This is a genomic window from Clostridium sp. 1001283B150225_161107_B6, assembly GCF_015556325.1.
Classification (GTDB): domain Bacteria; phylum Bacillota; class Clostridia; order Lachnospirales; family Lachnospiraceae; genus Enterocloster.
The window spans coordinates 1,080,848-1,101,131 of the sequence record NZ_JADNMD010000001.1 but is presented as its reverse complement, the minus strand read 5'-3'; the positions used below and the strand labels follow the sequence as shown (position 1 = coordinate 1,101,131).

At 47.6% G+C, this 20,284-nt stretch carries 20 protein-coding genes; 16 read left to right on the top strand and 4 right to left on the bottom strand.

What is annotated here, in order from left to right; translation table 11 throughout:
* Positions 1-14: 14 nt before the first annotated feature.
* From I2H39_RS04880 to I2H39_RS04860, 6 genes are all read left to right on the top strand, one after another.
* A complete protein-coding gene (locus I2H39_RS04880; protein WP_138305779.1) occupies positions 15-488 on the top strand; it encodes a VanZ family protein in 474 nt (157 codons plus the stop codon).
* Positions 485-808: a hypothetical protein gene (locus tag I2H39_RS04875; RefSeq protein WP_195625924.1), complete on the top strand. Its 324-nt coding sequence runs from the start codon at positions 485-487 to the stop codon at positions 806-808. Before I2H39_RS04880 ends, I2H39_RS04875 begins: the two co-directional genes overlap by 4 nt.
* 16 nt (positions 809-824) lie before the next feature.
* A complete protein-coding gene (locus tag I2H39_RS04870) occupies positions 825-3,044 on the top strand; it encodes an aminopeptidase (RefSeq protein ID WP_195625923.1) in 2,220 nt (739 codons plus the stop codon).
* Between the two features lie 9 nt (positions 3,045-3,053).
* Complete coding sequence (locus tag I2H39_RS29440; RefSeq protein WP_279325468.1) at positions 3,054-3,182, top strand: hypothetical protein; 129 nt, start codon at positions 3,054-3,056, stop codon at positions 3,180-3,182.
* Between the two features lie 64 nt (positions 3,183-3,246).
* Complete coding sequence (locus I2H39_RS04865; protein ID WP_195625922.1) at positions 3,247-3,981, top strand: sigma-70 family RNA polymerase sigma factor; 735 nt, start codon at positions 3,247-3,249, stop codon at positions 3,979-3,981.
* Positions 3,978-5,144, top strand: a complete 1,167-nt coding sequence (locus I2H39_RS04860) for a hypothetical protein (RefSeq protein ID WP_195625921.1) — start codon at positions 3,978-3,980, stop codon at positions 5,142-5,144. The genes I2H39_RS04865 and I2H39_RS04860 overlap by 4 nt, the downstream gene beginning before the upstream one ends.
* A gap of 194 nt (positions 5,145-5,338) precedes the next feature.
* Here I2H39_RS04860 and I2H39_RS04855 read toward each other — a convergent pair whose 3' ends face one another.
* A complete protein-coding gene (locus I2H39_RS04855; protein WP_195625920.1) occupies positions 5,339-6,883 on the bottom strand; it encodes an ABC-F family ATP-binding cassette domain-containing protein in 1,545 nt (514 codons plus the stop codon).
* Between the two features lie 548 nt (positions 6,884-7,431).
* Between I2H39_RS04855 and I2H39_RS04850 the strand changes: the two genes are divergently transcribed.
* The 8 genes from I2H39_RS04850 to I2H39_RS28795 all read left to right on the top strand — a co-directional run bounded on the left by I2H39_RS04850 (position 7,432) and on the right by I2H39_RS28795 (position 13,389).
* Positions 7,432-7,569: a hypothetical protein gene (locus tag I2H39_RS04850; RefSeq protein ID WP_195625919.1), complete on the top strand. Its 138-nt coding sequence runs from the start codon at positions 7,432-7,434 to the stop codon at positions 7,567-7,569.
* A 102-nt stretch (positions 7,570-7,671) separates the two neighbouring features.
* Positions 7,672-8,556 (top strand): PepSY domain-containing protein, encoded by an 885-nt coding sequence (locus tag I2H39_RS04845; RefSeq protein ID WP_195625918.1) that lies wholly within the window; start codon positions 7,672-7,674, stop codon positions 8,554-8,556.
* A 551-nt stretch (positions 8,557-9,107) separates the two neighbouring features.
* Positions 9,108-9,623: a 5-(carboxyamino)imidazole ribonucleotide mutase gene (gene purE, locus I2H39_RS04840; RefSeq protein ID WP_195625917.1), complete on the top strand. Its 516-nt coding sequence runs from the start codon at positions 9,108-9,110 to the stop codon at positions 9,621-9,623.
* Between the two features lie 45 nt (positions 9,624-9,668).
* Positions 9,669-10,700 carry a phosphoribosylformylglycinamidine cyclo-ligase gene (purM, locus tag I2H39_RS04835; RefSeq protein WP_138306219.1) on the top strand — a complete coding sequence of 344 codons (1,032 nt, stop codon included), beginning with the start codon at positions 9,669-9,671 and terminating at the stop codon, positions 10,698-10,700.
* The gene (gene purN / locus I2H39_RS04830) at positions 10,694-11,284 is read left to right on the top strand and encodes a phosphoribosylglycinamide formyltransferase (RefSeq protein ID WP_138305787.1); all 591 of its coding nucleotides are present in this window, start codon (positions 10,694-10,696) and stop codon (positions 11,282-11,284) included. The genes purM and purN overlap by 7 nt, the downstream gene beginning before the upstream one ends.
* A 65-nt stretch (positions 11,285-11,349) precedes the next feature.
* Positions 11,350-12,624: a phosphoribosylamine--glycine ligase gene (purD, locus tag I2H39_RS04825; protein WP_195625916.1), complete on the top strand. Its 1,275-nt coding sequence runs from the start codon at positions 11,350-11,352 to the stop codon at positions 12,622-12,624.
* A gap of 213 nt (positions 12,625-12,837) precedes the next feature.
* Entirely contained in the window at positions 12,838-13,143 is a 306-nt protein-coding gene (locus tag I2H39_RS04820) for a hypothetical protein (protein WP_195625915.1), read from the top strand.
* Positions 13,144-13,170: 27 nt separating this feature from the next.
* Positions 13,171-13,389, top strand: a complete 219-nt coding sequence (locus tag I2H39_RS28795; protein WP_138305790.1) for a hypothetical protein — start codon at positions 13,171-13,173, stop codon at positions 13,387-13,389.
* A 301-nt stretch (positions 13,390-13,690) separates the two neighbouring features.
* Here I2H39_RS28795 and I2H39_RS04815 read toward each other — a convergent pair whose 3' ends face one another.
* Together I2H39_RS04815 and I2H39_RS04810 are read right to left on the bottom strand one after the other, a co-directional pair.
* Entirely contained in the window at positions 13,691-15,769 is a 2,079-nt protein-coding gene (locus I2H39_RS04815; RefSeq protein ID WP_138305791.1) for a DHA2 family efflux MFS transporter permease subunit, read from the bottom strand.
* The gene (locus I2H39_RS04810) at positions 15,756-16,316 is read right to left on the bottom strand and encodes a TetR/AcrR family transcriptional regulator (RefSeq protein WP_138305792.1); all 561 of its coding nucleotides are present in this window, start codon (positions 16,314-16,316) and stop codon (positions 15,756-15,758) included. The genes I2H39_RS04815 and I2H39_RS04810 overlap by 14 nt, the downstream gene beginning before the upstream one ends.
* A gap of 797 nt (positions 16,317-17,113) precedes the next feature.
* Here I2H39_RS04810 and I2H39_RS04800 point away from each other — a divergent pair.
* Both I2H39_RS04800 and I2H39_RS04795 read left to right on the top strand, forming a co-directional pair.
* The gene (locus I2H39_RS04800; RefSeq protein ID WP_195625913.1) at positions 17,114-17,851 is read left to right on the top strand and encodes a hypothetical protein; all 738 of its coding nucleotides are present in this window, start codon (positions 17,114-17,116) and stop codon (positions 17,849-17,851) included.
* Positions 17,852-18,167: 316 nt separating this feature from the next.
* Positions 18,168-18,680 (top strand): hypothetical protein, encoded by a 513-nt coding sequence (locus I2H39_RS04795; RefSeq protein ID WP_195625912.1) that lies wholly within the window; start codon positions 18,168-18,170, stop codon positions 18,678-18,680.
* A 154-nt stretch (positions 18,681-18,834) separates the two neighbouring features.
* On the opposite strand, the gene I2H39_RS04790 is transcribed toward I2H39_RS04795, so the two are convergent.
* Entirely contained in the window at positions 18,835-20,250 is a 1,416-nt protein-coding gene (locus I2H39_RS04790; protein WP_195625911.1) for a GntR family transcriptional regulator, read from the bottom strand.
* Between the last annotated feature and the right edge of the window lie 34 nt (positions 20,251-20,284).

Genomic DNA, 20,284 nt, shown 5'->3' with positions numbered 1-20,284 from the left:
AAGCGGGGCTGACAATGATAAGAAATACAACAAAGCGTCAAAAGCTGGGATGGGTATTATTTATATTGTATCTCTGTTTCCTGGCGTATTTCATGTTTTTTTCGGAGTCCTTTGGGCGTACGGACACAGACAGGGGGTACCAGTACAATCTGGTGCCCTTTAAGGAAATCACCCGGTATTTCCGGCATTATGATGTGTTGGGGCCAACACTGTTCATGATTAATATCATAGGAAACGTGGCGGCCTTTATGCCTTTTGGGTTCTTTCTCCCCATTATCAGCAGACGCAGTAAGAAGTGGTACAACACGGTTATGTTCGGTTTTGTTTTCAGCCTGATGCTGGAGACGCTGCAGCTGGTGTTCAAGGTGGGAAGCTTTGATGTGGATGATATGTTCCTCAACACCCTGGGGGCAGCCGCAGGCTATCTTTGTTACCGCCTGGTGCAGTGGACCCGGTGCAAATTGAGAAAAAGGAGGCTTTCACGTTGAGACAGGTTGGCGATAAAGTATCGTATGTGAGGAATCCTTTTGCGAGAAACAGCTATTACTGTCTGGTACTGGCGGTGCTGGGACTGGCGTTGGGTGCAGCCAGCATGTATTTGTCGGTAGCAATGGCAGGCCAGGGAGGTCTGAATACAGGGGCCTATGGATTTTCCAGCCTTGCTGCAGCCCTTATGGGGCTGTGGTACGGGGTGCGCTCATTTATGGAAAAGGACCGCAATTACATACTGGCTAAGATAGGAATCAGCATCAGCATTGTGCTGGTCATTGTGTGGGCTGTGATTATCATAACCGGTATCGTAAGATAGATGGGAGTAGATGCAAATGGATTACAGAATCTTATTACAGGAAGAGAATGATGCCGTAAGGGAGCGTTACGAATTGTCCATGGAGCGTATCCGGTCCATGGACACAGAGGAGATGCAGCTGCCTTACGGCTGTTATTTTAAGAAGGTTTCAGCCTTTATCGGCCAGATAGAAGGGCTGGTGGAGCGGGTGGAAGGCACGGGCTTTAGCCGGAAAGGCGGAATGAATGAAGCTGTTCCGGCATTGGAGTCGCTGCAGAAGGAGAATCATGCCCTGTACCGTGATATTCTGCCTGAAAATTACGGAGAGAGCTTTGCCAATCCGGACCACGCGGTGGAGGTCCTGGGGGACGGATACGGCCAGCTTTTATCCTTTCTTTATACGGAAATCCGGGCGGATATTGTATATGCATTTGAAATGCGGCTTATGAATATCACCATATTGAACGAGCTGTTTCTGGAGGTATATAACCTGTTCGCCCAGGCATGGGAGGAAGGGAGGAAGGAGCCCCAGGAGCAGCTGATTAAGGATTCCCTGTACTGGTTTGTCAGCGACTATGCGGAGGTGACCGTGGACTGGCGGATTCGGGAAGGACTGGACCCGGCCCTTTCCTTTGGAACGGATATTGTGATGAAGCAGGACCTGACGGATTTGCGGTATCTCTATGCTTACGGGGAATACGTTTCGGAGACAGAGATAAAGCTGGCCTCTTTCATGAACCGTCTTCCCCAGGAGACCATTGACCGGATGGCATCCACATATACGGAAGGATTCAGGAAGGGGTTCCAGGTCATGGGCAGGGACCTGAAGAAGAAGCGCACCGTTGTGGTGGAATTCCAGCTGGGCTTTGAGCGCATGATTCGAAGGGCAATGGAGTATTTCCGGGAAATGGGGCTTGAGCCCATCTGTTACCGGGCGGCAGTGGAGTCTGTGAACCGCAGGGCCAACGGCCGCAGGGGATACTACGGTACATCCCCCAACAAACAGTATGATTATGACCACCGTTATGACAGCGCCCTTTACATGGGCAATGCCTTTAAGGAGAGAAAACTGGCTGTCCTGCGGTCTGCCTATGAAGCATACAGGAAGGAAGCTGACTGGTGCGCAGGGCCTGCTTTGGTGGAGACATTTGGTGAGGAAGGCTTTACGCCGGTGAATAAAAAGACCGCGCTGGCCCTCAATGCCCATCAGGAGGCGCTGACCGTTGCCTATGCCAATGAGTCCAGGCAGATTGTGAATCAATATATGCCGGGTGACGAGACCAGCTTTACTATCATTGCTTTCCCGAAGCCTGAGATTGGGCCGGATTTTGAGGCGGTTTTCAGGGAAACCATCCGAATCAATACACTGGATTATGAGAAATACCAGAAAATACAGCAATGCATTATCCTGGCCCTGGATGAGGCCGACCATGTGCTCATAACAGGCCGTGACGGCAATGAAACATCCATGAAGGTGGCCCTTCATCCGCTGAAGGACAGGACCAAGGAAACCAACTTTGAAAACTGCGTGTCCGATGTGAACATTCCGCTGGGGGAGGTTTTTACGTCCCCTGTATTGGCGGGGACAGAGGGTTTGCTGCATGTAAAGAATGTCTATGTGGAGGATTATCAGTTCAGGAACCTGCGCATGGTGTTTAAGGATGGCAGGGTAACGGAGTATTCCTGCGGGAATTTTGAGGCTGGCGGGGATGCCGGAACGGCCAGGGATGACGGGGATGCCAGGGGCGCCGGGAACGGCGGAATGGCCGGGGATGCCTTGATACAGGACCGGGCGCTGGTGAAGCAGGTTATTATGCGGAACCATGACTGGCTGCCTTTGGGAGAATTTGCAATTGGGACCAACACCACGGCTTACGCCATGGCCAGAAGGTTTTCCATCGGCGACAAGCTGCCCATCCTCATAGCTGAGAAGATGGGTCCCCATTTCGCGGTGGGTGATACCTGTTACAGCTTTGCGGAGGATTCGCCCATGTATAATCCGGACGGCAGGGAGGTCATAGCCAGGGACAATGAGATATCTCTTCTCAGAAGGACGGATATGTCCAGGGCGTATTTCAGCTGCCACACGGATATCACGATTCCTTATTCGGAATTGGGGGATATAAAGGCTGTAAGGGCCGACGGGAGCCAGATTGATATTATCTGTCAGGGCAGGTTTGTGCTGAAAGGCACAGAGGAACTGAATGAGGCGCTGGATGAGGCGGATAGCCGGCCGGATGGAATTGGCTGTAGATAAAATGTTTGGATGATAGTTGAGGGAGACACTGTTCCGGGATGGGATGGTGTCTTCTTTTTTGCGAAAAAATCACTTGTTCTATCCGATTTACAGATGGAACAAGTGGTTTTTTCTGTTATACTAAATAAAAAGCAATGAATCTTCCTGCGACCCCGGAACAGAAAAGGGGGCTGCGTATTCTATACTAAATGGAGGTGATATCTTGGGGGAAGAGCACCAGATAGTCCATCTGGTTTATGAGGCAAAGAAGAATCCGGAAGCTGCCGACCGTCTGATTGACCAGTATATGAATTTCATACAGGCAGAGACTGCCCGCTTTACCCAGGGTGTGCCGGTCCAGGGCAGGGAGGACCAGCTTAGTGTGGCCATGTTTGCCTTTTATGAAGCGGTCCGTGGATACGAGAGGGGCAGAGGCGCATTTTTGCCATATGCCGCCACGGCCATACGCCGCCGGCTCATAGATTATATCAGGAAAGAGGGACGCCACCAGGGACTGGTTTCCTTTGACGCTCCGGCAGGCCAGGAGGAGGAATCCCATGCCTTATGGGAAGTGACGCCTGATGAGAAAAACGGAATCCAGCAGTGGAATGTGAGGACATCCACCAGGGAGGAGCTGGAGGAATTCCGAAGAAACCTGTCCGAATACAGCATAACCCTGTCTGATGTGGCAGATAACTGCCCCCGTCAGGACCGCACCCTTAAAGCATGCCATAAAGTGCTGGATGCTGCCAAAAGGAATCCCAAGCTGCTGGAACGCCTGATGCAGAGCCATAAACTGCCCATCGCAGAACTGTCGGAGCTGTCCGGCGTATCCAGAAAGACCCTGGAACGGCACCGGACGTATTTGGTTGCCATTTTACTGGCCTACACGAACGGATATGAGATTATCCGCGGACATCTGTGCCAGATATCACCGGGAAAGGAGGGAGCCCTATGACCTATCTTGTAATGGAATGCCATCCGGCATATGTTATTGTCCTTGATAACCAGGGCAGAATGATAAAGGCTGCCAATCTGGGTTACCATGAGGGCCAGGTGATAGGAGAGATAATTGCCGCACAGATGCCGGGGGCTTCTGTCCTGCTCCGGCTGGTTCCTCTGGCAGCGGCTGCCTGCCTGTGCCTGGCAGTATTGGGAGGCGGTGCCTACGGCGCATACAGGGTGCCCTATGGCACCGTGGAGGTAAGCATCAATCCGGATGTAAGGATGTCCGTCAGCTATATGGACCGCGTGGTTGGTCTGGAAGGTGTAAATGAGGACGGAAAACAGCTCATTGACCAGGTATCATATAAGGGAAGGAATTCAGAATACATGACAGAACTTCTGGTGGAACGGGCCATGGAAATGGGATATCTGTCAGAGGGCGGGTCTGTGTATGTGGCTGCCTCGGGCGGCAGCGAACGCTGGAAGGAAAAGCGGGCGGATGCCATCCGCACAGGACTGGATACCCTTTTAAAGAACCGTATGCAGGTGGAGATACATGTTGAGAGTCTAAACAAAGACGGGACTCCTGCAGCCTCCCCCCATCATGATGCAGGAATGCCGGGAGGAACAGGAGGGGATAAGCCTGCATTCATCGGGGTACCTCCGGAGGGAATAAAGGAAGGGACGGATGGCAGCAGAGGCGATGCGGGCGGCACGGATGATGGTTCGGATAAAGGCGGCAGGGATGCGGATAAAGGTGATGATAAAGACGATGCCGGCAAAGATGATGATGATAAAGATGATGACGATAAAGGCGATGATGATGAAGACGATGATGACAAAGACGATGATGATAAAGATGATGATGATAAAGATGATGCGGACAAAGGTGATGCAGACAAAGATGATGATAAAGACGATGCCGGCAAAGAGGATACTGATAACAGAGAGGATGATATAAAAAAGGGCAGGGATAAATCCGGAAATGATAAAACGGTGATAAAACGCAGTGATGCGGATGGCGGCAGGGATAATGATGCGGATGATGCAGATGGCAGGGAACGGGATGATGCCAATCACGAAGATTCTGATAAGGATGATTCTGATAACGAGGACTCCGATGGCGATGACGACGATGATAGTGATGAGGATGATGATAAAGACGATGACGACTGACATCATGTCTGACATCATGTACAGACCCTGTATTCTTCTGTTCCATAAAGATGTTTTAATAAGATTTTTTTTGAAGATATAATGAAGATAAAGGTTACAGCACAACTAAAAGAAGGACGGAGCCGGATGGACTGTGTGTTAGTATTCCATCCGGCCCCGCCTTTTAATTATTAATAAAAAGGTTTGCCGCACATTTAAGGGGAAGTATGGTCACCAATGTGTATGATACGGTCTGCCCAACTGCGGTAAAATGATTCCTCATGGGAAACCAGCAGTATGGTTCCGGGAAAGCTCTTAAGGGCTGTCTGCAGCGCTTCTTTCGCCTGAATATCCAGGTGGTTGGTGGGCTCATCCATAATCAGAAAATTGCAGGGACTAAGAGTCAGCAGACATAGTTTGACCTTTGCCTGTTCGCCGCCGCTTAATGTGCCCATGGGCTGCATGGCCTGTCGGCTTAAAATCCCGCAGCGTGTAAGATGCCGGCGTATCTTCTTGAGTATAAGCTCCGGATAAGCGTTGGAGACAATCTGTATAGGAGTCAGCATATCATTTTCCCAGACGAGCTCCTGGTCAAAATATCCGATTGTAACCTGTTGTGAAAACGTGAAGATACCGGACAAAGGAGCCAGGTTTTCTGTCAGCGTCTTCAGCAGGGTGGATTTTCCGATGCCGTTAAATCCCGTAACCACCACCTTCTGTCCGCCTGTGACGGAGAAATCCAGATGGGACAAGATTGGATAATCATATCCTATAGACAGGCGTTTTACAGACAAATGCAGGCATTTGGTCAGGGGGAGGCATTGAAAATAAAATTCCGGTTTGATTTCTTTTAGGTCCAGGGCTTCCAGCTTTTCCATACGGTCCAGCTGTTTTTGCCGTCCGCGGGCCATCTGGGATTTTCTTCCGGCTATGTTTTTTCGTATAAATTCTTCTGTTTGCCTGATTTGTTTTTGCTGTGCATTGTACTGTCGTATATGGTTTTCACGCAGAAAAGCTTTCTTTTTCAGAAATTCCGAATAGGTGCCGTAATATTTGGTCAGCCTTCCGTTGTCTATATCACAGATGCGTGTACATATCCGTTCCAGGAATGCATGGTCGTGTGAAACGACCATAAAGGCATTTTCTGTGGTCGAAAGGTAACAGCCCAGCCATTCCACATGTTCCTTGTCAAGAAAATTAGTGGGTTCATCCAGGAGAAGGACATCCGGCTTTTCCAAAAGAAGTTTGGCCAGGATGACCTTGGCCCGCTGCCCTCCGCTCATGTCTTCCAGCGGACGGGACAGACCGATTGCTGTCAGCCCCAGGCCTGTAACCACCTGGGCAATACGGGTATCTATGGAATAAAAACCGCTGCGCTCCAGTTCCTCCTGATACAGCGATGCCTGGTTCAGCGCATCCATATTGCAGGCTGATGCCGCCTCATCATAAAGCTTTGTCATTTTAGTTTCAAGCTCATACAGACTGGCAAAGGATGTTTTTAAAAACCGCTCCATGGTCATGCCATGATGGGTATTAGCGTACTGGTCCAGATAACCAATGGTAATGCCGGGCTGCCAGACGACACGTCCTGAATCAGGAGTAACCTGTTCCGTACAAATTTTGATAAGCGTACTCTTGCCGGTTCCGTTCTGGCCCACAATTCCCATATGTTCCCCGTGGTTAAGGGAAAGGTCAGAATCGCTGTAAAGACAGCTGTCACCATAAGTATGGGAAAGTCCTGTTATGTCTAATAAACTCATAATTGAAATACTCCTTTTATGTTTGATAATGTGCTGCAACGCATGGATGGACAGTAAATGCCGTATGAAAGCAAATGTGGAAGGAAACGTGGGAGGAAATCGTACATCTGATATCCGGGGCAAAAAAATAGGCAGAAGGTGGATGCAAATCATGCATCTGCCTTCTGCCATAAAAAATCAAAAAGATTTCCTCACATTACAAAAGGCCATGGACAAAACATTGTCCACAGCCTTTTATGCACGGATAACCACGGGAAAAAGAGCAATCAAACAAGCGGCAGCCTACACTTCTGCCTCCCGGTTATTACTCTGCTTCCCGATGAAATCACAAAAGCGCATAAGATACGCCGTACTCTGTACAATGTTTCATCGGTATGAATTGTACAGAGCTCTCTTTCTTCCGAGGTTGATTTAATATATAAAAGCCCATACTGCCTCTCCTTCATTACAATGCGGCAACTATATCACAGAGAAAGATATTTGTCAACATTGGCGGCCTGGATTCTGTATGGACGGTCTGGATTCTGTATGGGCGGTTTGGATTCTGTATGGGAGATTACCTGGGGTTTGCCAGAGGACTTGATATGGGAAAATGGAAGGGGAAAATAGCAGGAAAACTGGCGGCAGAACAGCAGGAGAAAACGGCTGCAAAAACAGCAGTAAGGGTGAAATTCAGTACAGAATAAAAAAACGAACTATTTTTTGTTCTACCCCGGTTTCATGTTTAGCCCTTCGTATTCTATGAATGTAGATAAATAAATCATATAGAAGACAGGAGGAAAACAATTATGACGACAAAGAGGATTAAAAAGGCAGCTATATTGGCATGTGCAGGCTTCATGGCTTTTACTTTACCGGGTGCAGGCAGCACGGCATTAGGGGCGCCTTCCGGTAAGGAAGCAAGGATTCAGGAAGAAACCTGGGGACGCGTGTTCCTCAGCGCAGGTCCCAAAATCTCCCTTTCCTATGACCGGGAAGGAGAGGTCCTGGAGGCAAAGGGAATGAATCAGGACGGAAGAAGGTTATTGGAAGGAGCAGGTGATTTTTATGGTGTGGACTGCGACACAGCGGTTCGGAAACTGGTCAAGCGCATGGATGATAAGGGCTGGGTCCATCAAGACAGAAATGACAAGGAACTGGTTATTGAGTCGGAAAAGGGGTCTGTTTATCCCAGAACCGACTTCATGAAGGAGATGGAAGATGCTGCTTGGGATGTGGTTAACAGGCGCGGTATTGATATTACCATAACACTTAAGGATAACGGTAAACAGTCAGACCAGGTATATATAGGTAAGAATGAAGCCAAGCAAATCGCTATAAAGGAATTAGGGCTGAAGGAAAATGAAGTGACCTATAAGGAATGTGATTTGGATGACGGTGTATATGAAATGGAATTTTTGGTAAAGGGAAAGAAGCTTGAGGTGGATGTAAATGCCTCTACCGGTAAGATTGTGGATGTGGACTGGGACAATGCGGCGGGAGCCTGGGATGACGATGACCGGGATGATGAGCGGGATGACAATGATTGGGATGATGATGAGCGGGATGATGATGACCGGGATGACGATGAGCGGGATGATGATGAGCGGGATGATGACGACCGGGATGATGATGACCAGGATGACAATGACCGGGATGATGACGACCACGACGACAATGACCACGATGATTAATGCCAGTCATGGTCAGAGATAGGAGATAAGCGGCTGTTAATGGAACAAAAAATGTGAATCAGAAAGGATTAACGTGTATCCGGTTTCAAAGATTGAGACAATGTCTGAAATTACTCTGACAGGCCATGAGGCATCAGGGGAAGGGTATATGAGGAATAAGGTAAGGATATAAGAAAAACAGAAAAAGGATACCGGAAGAAAAAAAGGGATTTTGCAAGGGAATGCATTGTGGACCACACTGGCTCCATATCTGCGCTCCCTTGCATATTTTTATTCATACTTTAGCAGGCACCAAGTACTTTAACGAATTTATTCGTGCAGTACAGTTTGGGAGATAAATTGTAAGTAAGGGGGGACAGGTGCTTTTGTGCAAATACCATACAAAAAACAATGGAAAATGCAGCAGACTTTTTTCAAGTTTTGTATTGACGGCATAAGCATTTCCTAGTATTATGATTATAAGTAGAATTAAGCTATATAAAGATACTTATAAGATAAACTAATAATAATTATCTACAAGGATAATGAGTTTTAGAAAAGGAGAACGAATAATGGCAAAAGTAGGAATTGTAATGGGAAGCGACTCTGATATGCCTATAATGGCAAAGGCAGCTGAGATTCTGGACAAGCTGGGCATTGATTATGAGATGACAATCATTTCCGCGCACAGGGAGCCTGATGTATTCTTTGACTGGGCAAAAGCAGCAGAGGAAAAGGGATTTAAGGTAATCATCGCAGGCGCGGGCAAGGCAGCGCATCTTCCCGGCATGTGCGCGGCTATTTTCCCCATGCCGGTTATTGGAATTCCTATGAAGACATCTGACCTGGGCGGTGTGGATTCCCTGTATTCCATCGTGCAGATGCCAAGCGGTATCCCGGTGGCAACCGTTGCCATCAATGGCGGCGCCAATGCCGGCATCCTGGCGGCAAAGATACTGGCTACTTCCGATGCAGAGCTGCTGGCAAAGCTGAAAGAGTACTCCGAAAGCCTGAAGAATGATGTGGTGAAAAAGGCTGAGAAGCTGGAGCAGGTGGGCTATAAAGAATATCTTGCACAGATGAAATAGCGCGTATATAAGGGAAAATCAGAAAAAGAGAGGATAAAAACCATGATGGATTACAAGAAGGCCGGAGTTGATATTGAGGCTGGCTATAAATCAGTGGAATTGATGAAGGAATATGTAAAGGGAACCATGCGTCCTGAGGTTTTAGGCGGTCTGGGCGGATTTTCAGGAGCATTTTCCATGTCCGCATTCAAGGGTATGGAGGAGCCTACCCTGCTGTCCGGCACCGATGGTGTGGGAACCAAGCTGAAGCTGGCATTTCTGATGGATAAGCACGACACAGTTGGAATTGACTGTGTGGCAATGTGCGTTAACGATGTGGCCTGTGCAGGCGGAGAGCCTCTGTTTTTCCTGGATTATATTGCCTGCGGCAAGAATGTTCCTGAGAAGATTGCTACAATCGTAAAGGGAGTGGCTGAGGGATGCCGGCAGTCCGGTTCAGCCCTGATTGGCGGAGAAACAGCAGAGATGCCAGGTTTTTATCCGGAAGATGAGTATGATTTGGCGGGATTTTCCGTGGGAATTGTTGATAAGAAGGACCTGATTACAGGAGAGAACCTGTGTGCAGGGGACGTCCTGATTGGAATGGCTTCTTCCGGCGTACACAGTAATGGTTTTTCACTGGTGCGCAAGGTGTTTGAGAAGGAACTCACAAAGGAAGGCCTGAGCACATATTATGACGAGCTGGGCACCACCCTGGGCGAGGCACTGATTGCTCCCACCAAAATTTATGTAAAGGCCCTGAGAAATGTGAAGGAAGCAGGAGTTACCATAAAGGCATGCAGCCATATCACAGGCGGCGGATTTTATGAGAATATTCCGCGTATGTTAAAAGATGGCGTTAAGGCTGTTATTAAAAAGGACAGTTATCCCATTCCTCCTATTTTCAAGCTGCTGGCTGAAAAAGGACAGATTGAAGAGAAGATGATGTATAATACCTATAATATGGGGCTGGGCATGATTGTTGCCGTTAACCCTGCTGATGTGGAGAAGACCATGGAAGCCATGAAGGCAGCCGGGGAAGCTCCTTATATAGTGGGCTCTGTTGAAGAAGGAGAGAAGGGTGTGTCCCTATGCTAAGAGTGGGTGTACTGGTATCCGGCGGGGGTACCAATCTCCAGGCCATCCTGGATGCCATGGACAAAGGTGAGATTACCAATGCAGAGGTATCCGTGGTTATCAGCAATAACCCGGGTGCTTACGCGCTTGAAAGGGCCAGGAAGCACGGGATAGAGGCTGTATGCATATCACCCAGGCAATTTCCGTCCAGGGAGGCATTTAACCAGGCATTTCTCGCGAAAATAGATGAATATCATTTGGATTTGATTGTACTGGCCGGATTCCTGGTGATGATTCCTAAGGCCATGACCGAAAAATACGAGGGACGTATTATTAATATCCATCCGTCCCTTATACCTTCCTTCTGCGGCGTGGGCTACTATGGGCTTAAGGTCCATGAGGCAGCCCTGGCCAGAGGGGTGAAGGTGACAGGGGCCACGGTTCATTATGTAGACGGAGGCATGGATACCGGTCCCATTATTCTTCAGAAGGCAGTGGAAGTGGAAGAAGGAGATACCCCGGAGGTCCTGCAGAGAAGGGTTATGGAGCAGGCTGAGTGGGTCATTCTGCCCAGGGCAATCAACATGATTGCCAACCATCAATAGTACCGGCATCCCTTTGACAGTAGCGCACATAATATGCGCATGTTTTCAGAATAAGGAGGAACTTCATGAAAGTATTGATAGTAGGCGGCGGCGGACGTGAGCATGCAATCGCATGGAAAGCAGCTCAGAGCCCAAAGGTGGACAAACTTTACTGCGCACCCGGCAATGCAGGCATTGCCAAGGTAGCTGAATGTGTTGACATCGGTGTTATGGACTTTGATAAGCTGGTCGCATTTGCCAGGGAACAGGCCATTGATTTGGTGGTGGTAGGACCGGATGACCCGCTGGCAGCCGGTGCAGTGGATGCATTTGAAAATGCAGGCATCCGTGTGTTCGGACCCAGAAAAAACGCCGCCATACTGGAAGCTTCCAAGGCATTTTCCAAGGATTTGATGAAGAAGTACAATATTCCTTCTGCTGCTTATGAGACATTTGATTCTCCGGAGGCAGCTCTTACATATCTGGAGACAGCCCCTATGCCCATTGTTCTGAAGGCGGACGGCCTGGCACTGGGAAAAGGCGTGCTTATCTGCAATACCAGAGAAGAGGCTAAGGAAGGCGTCAAGACATTGATGTTAGACAAGCAGTTTGGCTCTGCCGGTGACAGAATCGTAATTGAAGAATTTATGACAGGCAGGGAGGTATCCGTGCTCTCCTTTGTGGATGGCAATACCATTAAAATCATGACCTCGGCCCAGGACCACAAGAGGGCAAAGGACGGGGACCAGGGACTGAATACAGGAGGCATGGGGACCTTTTCACCCAGTCCGTTCTATACGGACGAGGTGGATGCGTTCTGCCGGAAGTATGTGTACCAGCCCACCGTAGATGCCATGAAGGCTGAGGGACGGGAGTTTAAGGGAATCATATTCTTTGGGCTGATGCTGACAAAAGACGGCCCCAAAGTGCTGGAATACAATGCCAGATTCGGTGACCCGGAAACCCAGGTAGTCCTGCCCAGGATGAAAAATGACATCGTGGATGTGTTCGAAGCCTGTGTGGACGGCACCCTGGACCAGATAGAGCTGGAGTTTGAAGATAACGCAGCCGTATGTGTGGTTCTGGCATCGGATGGATATCCGGAGCATTATGAGAAGGGATATAAAATAGAGGGCCTGGACCGGTTTGACGGACAGGACGGATACTATGTATTCCATGCCGGAAGCAAGTTCGATAAGGACGGCAATATTGTGACCAACGGCGGAAGAGTGCTGGGGGTTACGGCCAAAGGTAACACCCTGAAGGAAGCCAGGGCAAATGCTTATAAGGCTGCGGAGTGGGTGGAATTTGGGAATAAGTATATGAGGCATGATATTGGGAAGGCGATTGATGAGATATAGATGCCGAAAGATGTCGATTTTTCTTTGGAAATACAAAGGTAATATTGGATTACATCGGTAACAAAGAGTGTCTGCTGTTTTGCTATAGAAAAGGTAATATAAGGATTGTTACCTTTTAAAAACAGCCTTGGCATGCTGGATGTTCTCAAAACATTTTATAGAGGAACTGGAGACCGGGAGCAAGGTTTCCGGTTCCATATCAGAGTCTGCTATGTGACATACGACATCGTTACCGACAAGGGCGGGGACAGAACCGAACTACTTATTTTTTATGCGCAGGAACGGCCATCTGCGGAGGGGTACTGGAACGTGGAGGTCGGTGATAAAGAGATTTTTGGAAATTCCGTTGTGCTGAGAGATGGAAATACTGAAATTTTACGGAACCAGATGGGTAGCTTCCGTTTGATTTACAGTTGGAAGGCTGTGGATAAGGAAACTTCTAATTCACACTCCAGCTCGGAGGATTCTGATGAGGGAAGTGTTTCTCCCTGTAATGGCGGAGTTTGCAGCGGAAATTAGAGTATGAGGACATAAGACGACGGAACCGTGTTCTGGGTATGCTATATACCGGGAATTGGCTATGCTTCTGATAGGTGGTACCAAATCATATGGAATGGAATGCCGGGCTGGTATCATTTTGATGGCGAAGGAAAAATGATGACTGACTGGCAGGAGATTGACGGGAAACGATACCACTTTGAAACCCGGCCCGGCGGACCAATGGGGAGGCTGGATGCAGCGGTTCGGGAACCGGAGAAGCCGTGAAAAATATGCACAATCTGCGCTGATATAGTATAGAAACAAAAACTTTTTGGCCGATAAGCTATCATCTTTAAAAGCAATTTTATTTATTTGATTTTTGTATTTGGAGCTGCTGTGGAATAATTGAGAAATCAGCGATTCTGCAGCAGCTCTTGTTTTTTAAATAGGGGAATTTAAGGGTGCATATCCAGAATACCATAGTCTGCAGAGGAAAATCGAGTTCTTCTTGTCGGCGGGAACCCCCGGATTCAATACCCGCGGCGGGAGAGAATGGACCGGCTTTTTCTGTTGAAAAAAACAAAAATTATGAGGATTTGAAATGCCGGCTTCCCTCCACAATGAGTTCGGCACACCGGTCGATTCCCAAAAGCCCGCTGTTTAGGATCATATAGTAGTTGGAGGGAGAGCCCCAGACCTGGCCGGTATAACGTTTATGGTGAAAGGCCCGCTCTCCGTCTTTTTGCTTCATGGCAGCCTCCGTCTTTTCTGGAGCAATCCCATATTCCTGCTGAATACGCTGCCGTTTCTCTTCTGAAGTGGAGTGGATGAAGAGGCGGAAACAGCCAGGATCCTCTTTCAGGATGTAGTCGGCGCACCGGCCGATGATGACGCAGGAACCACTCTCGGCAATCTGCTGGATTACCTGTTTCTGGGCCTCATAGAGGCGGTCTGCCTCATTTAAATTGTCGGTATTGAAAAGATGGGTTTCAAAATTGCCGTAGCTTTGGGCGGCCCAGTCCCATGCGGCGTCCCGCAGAGAGATCCCTTCCTCTGCAGAGGCTACATATTGATGGGATAATCCGCTTTCTCTGGCGGCCAGGGCAATCAGTTCTCTGTCGTAAAAAGGAATTCCGAGAGCTTTGGCAACCTTTGCTCCAATCTCCCGGCCGCCGCTGCCGTATTCCCTTGCAATCGTGATAATCGTATGTTCAGGAGAACGTTCCGGTTTGGAAGAGGGCACTGTTTCAACCGTGTGGTCTTTCACTGAGGATTCTCCTTTGCCGCGTTTTTTCGGGTGCATCAAAACAGCACAAACGGCAAGCGAGAGAAATACGATAATAGAAGTTACCAAAAAGGAAGTTTCGATTCCCTTCATATCGCCGTGGCTTTTTGCAGAAGCCGACATGACGGATACCAAAAGAGCGCTGATGATGGAACCGCCAACCTGTCGAACGGTATTCATAAGTGCTGTCCCATGGGCGACAAATTTAGATTCTACAGAGTTCACGGACCAGGTTTGAAGCGGCTGGAGAAGTGCCACGACACCGAGCATGCGGAACGCATACAGAATGATTACAGTCATAAGAGCTGTTGTCGGTCCGATAAAGGAGAGGCAAAATGTTGCGCCGCCAAGAAAAGCAAGCCCTGCCAAAGAGAGAAGATAAGGGCCTTTTTTGTCCAATATTTTGCCGCAAAGAGGATTTAAGAAGGCCAGGAAAAGCGCACCTGGCAGCAGAACCAGCCCGGATATGGTGGCAGAGTACTGTCTTAAATTCTGGATGTAGATGGGCAGCAGAGTGGAAACGGACAGCATGGAGCCATAGGCAAAAATCAGCAGAATGGTTCCCAGGGTAAAATTTCTGTTTTTAAAAATTCTTAATTCCAAGAGGGGAGAAAAAAGCTTAAACTGCCGGAGGGCAAACAGGGCGATGCAAATGATTCCTACAACCAGAGGGCCGATGGTTGCAGCAGAGACGAAACCGTAATTTCCCTGATTTGATACACCGGTCAGCAGACCACAGAAGCCGATGGTCGATAAGATTACGGACAGAATATCCAGCTTTCCTTCCGCATGCCTTTTTTCGTCCGGAAGCTTGAAGAAAGCCAGGATAATTCCCAAGGCAGCCAGAAAGCACATAATATAAAAAATGGAACGCCATCCAAAGGAATCCGCAATCCAGCCGGCAAAGGTAGGACCGAAGGCCGGTGCAAATCCGGTGGTGAGTCCTACAATTCCCATAATGGAGCCGCGTTCTTCCGGCCTGTACAGGCGGAATGCCACTACCTGGGGAAGGGGAAGAAGAATTCCGGCTCCCAGAGCCTGGATGACACGGGAAAGCAGCAGAAGATAGACATTGGGAGAAAATGCGGCTGCGGCACAGCCGACGAAGAACAGGAATACGGAGGCCAGGTATAATTTTTTAGAAGAAAAATGTTCCATCAGATATCCGGTACACGGAATCATGACGCCCATAAACAGCAGATAACCGGTGGTAAGCCATTGGCCGATTCCTGCGGTAATACCGAATTCCGTCATAATCCTGGGCAGTGATGCAGTCATTACAGTCTGGTTCAGGGAACTGATGAAAGCTCCGATAATGATAATTCCAATGATAAGTTTACGATTTCCATGGTCTATTTGACAGTTTTCATTTGTTTTCAATAAAAAAATCCCCTTTCAAAAGCCGGCTGGCAATTTGTACAATCTGTTCCGTGTCTTCCATCCAGGCATTTTGCTGCCAGGTGCGGAGCATCTGGTAAGTCAGGCCGGCCAGATAACTTTCCAAATATGGGATTTCCTCCTGTGATTGTGATACCTGTTCTGCATAGAATGAAAACTCATTTTTGAAGAGATAGATGTTGTCGATGGCAAAGATATGGGAAAGCTGGTTGTCGAAGAGTACGGACAAAAATTTTTTGTGTTCGCTCCAAAAGTGAAAATAGACGGCCAGCATCTCCTCTATGGTCGGCGGAAGATTCTCCAGCCCGCCGGTAAAGAGAGAAAAGAGGACATTTAAGGAGTGCTCCAGGATATCTTCTTTCTGGTTAAAATTGGTGTAAAAGGTCTGCCTGGACAGACCCGCGTTTTTTGTGATATCTTCAATCGTGATATCTTTTAGCGGACGTTTGAGGAGCAAATGAACCAAAGATCTGGCCAGAGCCGTTCTGGAACGGAGCGCCGCAGGGTTTGTTGTATTTTTGTTAATCATTTTTTGTCACCTCCCAACAAATTATAGCATAGCGAAAAAACTTTTACAAGTGTAAATGTTTTCTGCCGCTCTCTTGGATTCTATGGATATCATGCTGGCTTGGGACGGCAGTTGCACTGTCCTCCGGTTAAGAAAGAACGGAGATTTGGAATTTGTTTTGTGTATTGACGATTTCTTTTTCTTCAAAAGGGGTAGTGAATAATCGAAACGGCAACTCTCATCTCAGGGGATTTCATCATCCGGTGTCTTTTTAAATAAATATTGTAACGTGTCTACCAGTCAGCAGACTGCCTTTAGTGGCGGTCCTTTTTTAATTGGAGGTGAAAGATGCAGATATATATCAGGAGGGAGACGGTATGATTCCAATTGCAGCAGGAGTGCGGTCAGATATCAAAGCACTGGCAGGATGTCTGGAGGACTGCATGCCATTTAAGGATGACCATATGGAACGAAACAATACACTGGCGCGGTGCGTGGACCGAAGAAGAAAAGGCACGTTTCGAAGCTGCCCTCAGGCTGGAGCATGTGTTCTAATATACTGCTGGGCAATTTCCAGATGGCAGCAGAGGAGATATGGTTTGCAGAGAAATCCGATGAATCCTTTCATGTTAAATGATAGGCGGGCGCCTGATGTTTAATTTAGGAAAAATTAATATGTTCGAAAGAAAATCAACGCCTTTTGATACAACTTTGAAACAACTTTATGTTATTCTAAGACAGAACAGAAAACATACTGGTAATCCTTGTTTTCTAATTGGCTGGAGCTGAAAGCGGTTGTGGCCGGAAAGGTGGAGATTATGAAATTAAGCAAATTATGGATTGTGGCTGGTGTTCTGCTTCTTACTGCCTGTCAGCCAGAACAGACGCCCACAGGAAGCCGGGGTGCCAGTATAGGGACAACCGTTGCTGAGGCTGTTACCCAGGAGGGGACGGACAGCCGGTATAGGACTGCTCCCAGTGGAACAGCGAAAGACGAGGAGGGTACTACTCCCGGTAAGATACCGGAAGAAGTTCCGGCAGGAACAAGCACTTCCGGAGAAGCAAAACTTCCAGATGTGTTTCCCTTGGAATTCGTATTCAGCAGCGGGGCCGGCGCGTGGAGAACTGATATTGTGTTAAATCAGGATGGCTCGTTTAACGGAGCATACCTTGATTCCGATATGGGAGACCGCGGAGACGACTATCCTAAAGGAACGCAGTATATCTGTGATTTCAGAGGACAGTTTGGTAATATCAGGCAGATGGACAGCCATACATATACCATGACATTATCTAAAATCACAGCAGAAAAAGAAAACGGTGTTGAATGGATTGAAGATGGTATCCTGAACAAATATTCTGAACCATATGGCATGGAGGACGGCACGGAGTATCTTTTGTATACGCCGGATACAAAGATTGCGGAAGTGCCGGAAGATTTCCTCAATTGGTACCCTGGTTGGAATTTTGTGGATGAAGACGGGAATCAGCCGGACACACTGTCATGCTATGGGATTTATAATGTAAAAATGGGATACGGATTTTTTGTTTATTAGTTTTGTTATTATCCCTCACAGGAACTGCCGGAGAACGCCCCATCTCCAAAATAACATGCCTGATACTTTCAAAACAATATTCCAGCGCCATCCTGAAGTTGATTCCGGTTTCTTCTGTAATTTGACATTCGAAGCAGAGGACACCGTCATCCTTCAGGGCGCTGACGCAGGCCCATTATGTAGCCTTTAAAATGATTGAAGGACAATAGGCCAAAGAGGAGTTATCCGGGGCCGTGAGATGGTGGCAGTGGGAGGAGGGTCCTAGTGATGAAATGTCTGCAATATTTAACACTCTATAATATATGAAACCCAAAAAATGTTTATTGAGTTTGTCTCAGTTCTTTTTTTGAAGCTATTTCTAGCAGAAGTATTTCATATAAATTTTAATGAACTGTTTAGTATTGAAATATATTTGAGAACGATTATTGTTGTATGGCTAATATACCATGCACTGCAAGTAAAACACAGCAATAGTTTATATAATAGAATAAAAAGGATTGAGAAGATAAAAAGTGGGGCATATCTAAGAAATCCCAATATAATTTTTCAGGAAGAGATTAACAAGTGCAATTATGGTATAGATGCTCAAAAAGAAACGCTTGGTATATTGAAAGCATTTTCGCCAATGGCATTTATTGTATTGTTAGCAGGCAGATTTCTTGATAATGTAGAAGTCGATAAATATACTTCTTTATTTTTTGGGGTTTTGATATTATATTTTTATAAGGTATGGAAATGTAATAAAAAGCTGAGAACTATTATGTATAATAAGTGTCAGTTTGAAAACGAATGGAATGATTATAAACAAAACTCAGTAAAATCGCAATGAGCTATGGACACTGTTTGATTGTGTGGTGAAGAACAGGCGGCGACTTAGCCAAGCAATGGAGTTAACTATAAATCAGGCATTGTAGCGTTTCCTGTTTAAGAAGATTAAGGAACAGCTGCAATGCCTGTATAATGTGGGGCCGGAATATAAGTCATTATTTCTTTTTCAGCGTCAATCCCAATTTCTCCTTTTCCGCTTCAATCATTCGTCTGGCATCTTCCTCATCCTGATAATAGATTTCCTCCCAGTATTCAGCAAAACCGGCTATATCACCATCTCTCAATAATCGCTCGCCCTTCTGTACCAGTGGGACATATTTGAGATGGAGCCCGTATGCATCCGTGTGCTGCAAGGCCAGCGGATGGCCCCAGGCCAGCAGTTCATGTAAAATGCGGAAGCATTCCCGCACAGTGAGCAATGGACAGCTCCTTTCTATAAAAACGAGAACAGCTCCGAATGCTATGTAACTCCGCCCCTGCTCCCGCAGTTTCCCAAATGACCGGGCCAGTGCGTTTAACCTGTCTGGGGTAAGTGTTTCCAGGGTACATAGGAGTACCTGGCGAATCATCAGGGTCATTAACTGCAGACCCTCCAAAAAATAGCGGACGCCTGCCCTGACATCCGGCATGGATAAATCCACAGGAGTTGCGACTGTATTGACGAGGGTTCCCTTCCCCTGAAAGGAGGAGGCGATGCCTAACCCATTCAGTGTATAAATCGCCCGCCGGACTGTGTTCAGACCCATATGGTATTCCCTGGCCAACGTTGGATTGGAGGGAAGGTAGCTTCCCGCCGGATACTGGCCTCTTACGATTGCGTGGATAAGCTGTGCAACCAAAGTGTAGCGGCGCTGTGGGTGCGGCCGGTCAAGGCGCCATTGAAAGAAAGCGGGTTCTGTATAATCCAGACAATCGTCCAGGCGGGCCTTTTGGATAAAACCGTACACCTGGCGGAGCGGTTCTGCAGCTTCATACTTTTGTTTCAAGCGCCTGATAGCCTCCCCCTGCGGCTCGTGCAGCAGTGCGCTGCGCGATTCGGCGTCAGCCCCCTCCCGCATTAAATAGGGAAAACGGAGGTAACGAATCATTTCCCAATATAGATTTAGAATCAGGCTGTTGTCCAGCGTATTCATGGCATACAGGTATAACTGGGCCTGCACAGAAGCTGCGCCGGGCCGGGGATGTTTCAGTTCTTTTATAAATTCTGCCCACTCATCGCTGCTCAGACTTTGCAGCCGCCAATCCCAAAATGGTTCAAATATCAACCGCCCTGCTTCAATCAAATCTCTGATGCCTGCCTCACGGGGAACAAAATACCGGGCAGCATTTTCACGATACTGGTCAGAATCAGCCTGATAAACAATACTGGCCGATTTTTTACCTTCAATTTTAATATAACCCTCATCTTCTAAAAGCGCCAGAGCAGCGCGTGCCGTTGATGGTGCAATCCGGAATAACTTCGAGATTGTCAGAATCGTTGGCAGGCTGTCGCCATAAGCGTAAAACCCGTAGAGTATCCTGGCCTTATAGCATTCATAGGCAACAGTATACCGGCCTTTATCAACTTCCACTTTTATCCCTCTCAATATTTATATTTTCGCAGCT

Bases quoted from the DNA above. Each gene is read 5' to 3' on its own strand.
- I2H39_RS04855 (WP_195625920.1), bottom strand. From the start codon at position 6,883: ATGAGTTTATTAGACATAACAGGACTTTCCCATACTTATGGTGACAGC.
- I2H39_RS04810 (WP_138305792.1), bottom strand. From the start codon at position 16,316: ATGATTAACAAAAATACAACAAACCCTGCGGCGCTCCGTTCCAGAACG.
- purN (WP_138305787.1), top strand. From the start codon at position 10,694: ATGCTAAGAGTGGGTGTACTGGTATCCGGCGGGGGTACCAATCTCCAG.
- purE (WP_195625917.1), top strand. From the start codon at position 9,108: ATGGCAAAAGTAGGAATTGTAATGGGAAGCGACTCTGATATGCCTATA.
- I2H39_RS04880 (WP_138305779.1), top strand. From the start codon at position 15: ATGATAAGAAATACAACAAAGCGTCAAAAGCTGGGATGGGTATTATTT.
- purM (WP_138306219.1), top strand. From the start codon at position 9,669: ATGGATTACAAGAAGGCCGGAGTTGATATTGAGGCTGGCTATAAATCA.
- I2H39_RS04845 (WP_195625918.1), top strand. From the start codon at position 7,672: ATGACGACAAAGAGGATTAAAAAGGCAGCTATATTGGCATGTGCAGGC.
- I2H39_RS04860 (WP_195625921.1), top strand. From the start codon at position 3,978: ATGACCTATCTTGTAATGGAATGCCATCCGGCATATGTTATTGTCCTT.
- I2H39_RS04850 (WP_195625919.1), top strand. From the start codon at position 7,432: ATGGGAGATTACCTGGGGTTTGCCAGAGGACTTGATATGGGAAAATGG.
- purD (WP_195625916.1), top strand. From the start codon at position 11,350: ATGAAAGTATTGATAGTAGGCGGCGGCGGACGTGAGCATGCAATCGCA.
- I2H39_RS04795 (WP_195625912.1), top strand. From the start codon at position 18,168: ATGTTTATTGAGTTTGTCTCAGTTCTTTTTTTGAAGCTATTTCTAGCA.
- I2H39_RS29440 (WP_279325468.1), top strand. From the start codon at position 3,054: ATGATAGTTGAGGGAGACACTGTTCCGGGATGGGATGGTGTCTTCTTT.
- I2H39_RS04800 (WP_195625913.1), top strand. From the start codon at position 17,114: ATGAAATTAAGCAAATTATGGATTGTGGCTGGTGTTCTGCTTCTTACT.
- I2H39_RS04870 (WP_195625923.1), top strand. From the start codon at position 825: ATGGATTACAGAATCTTATTACAGGAAGAGAATGATGCCGTAAGGGAG.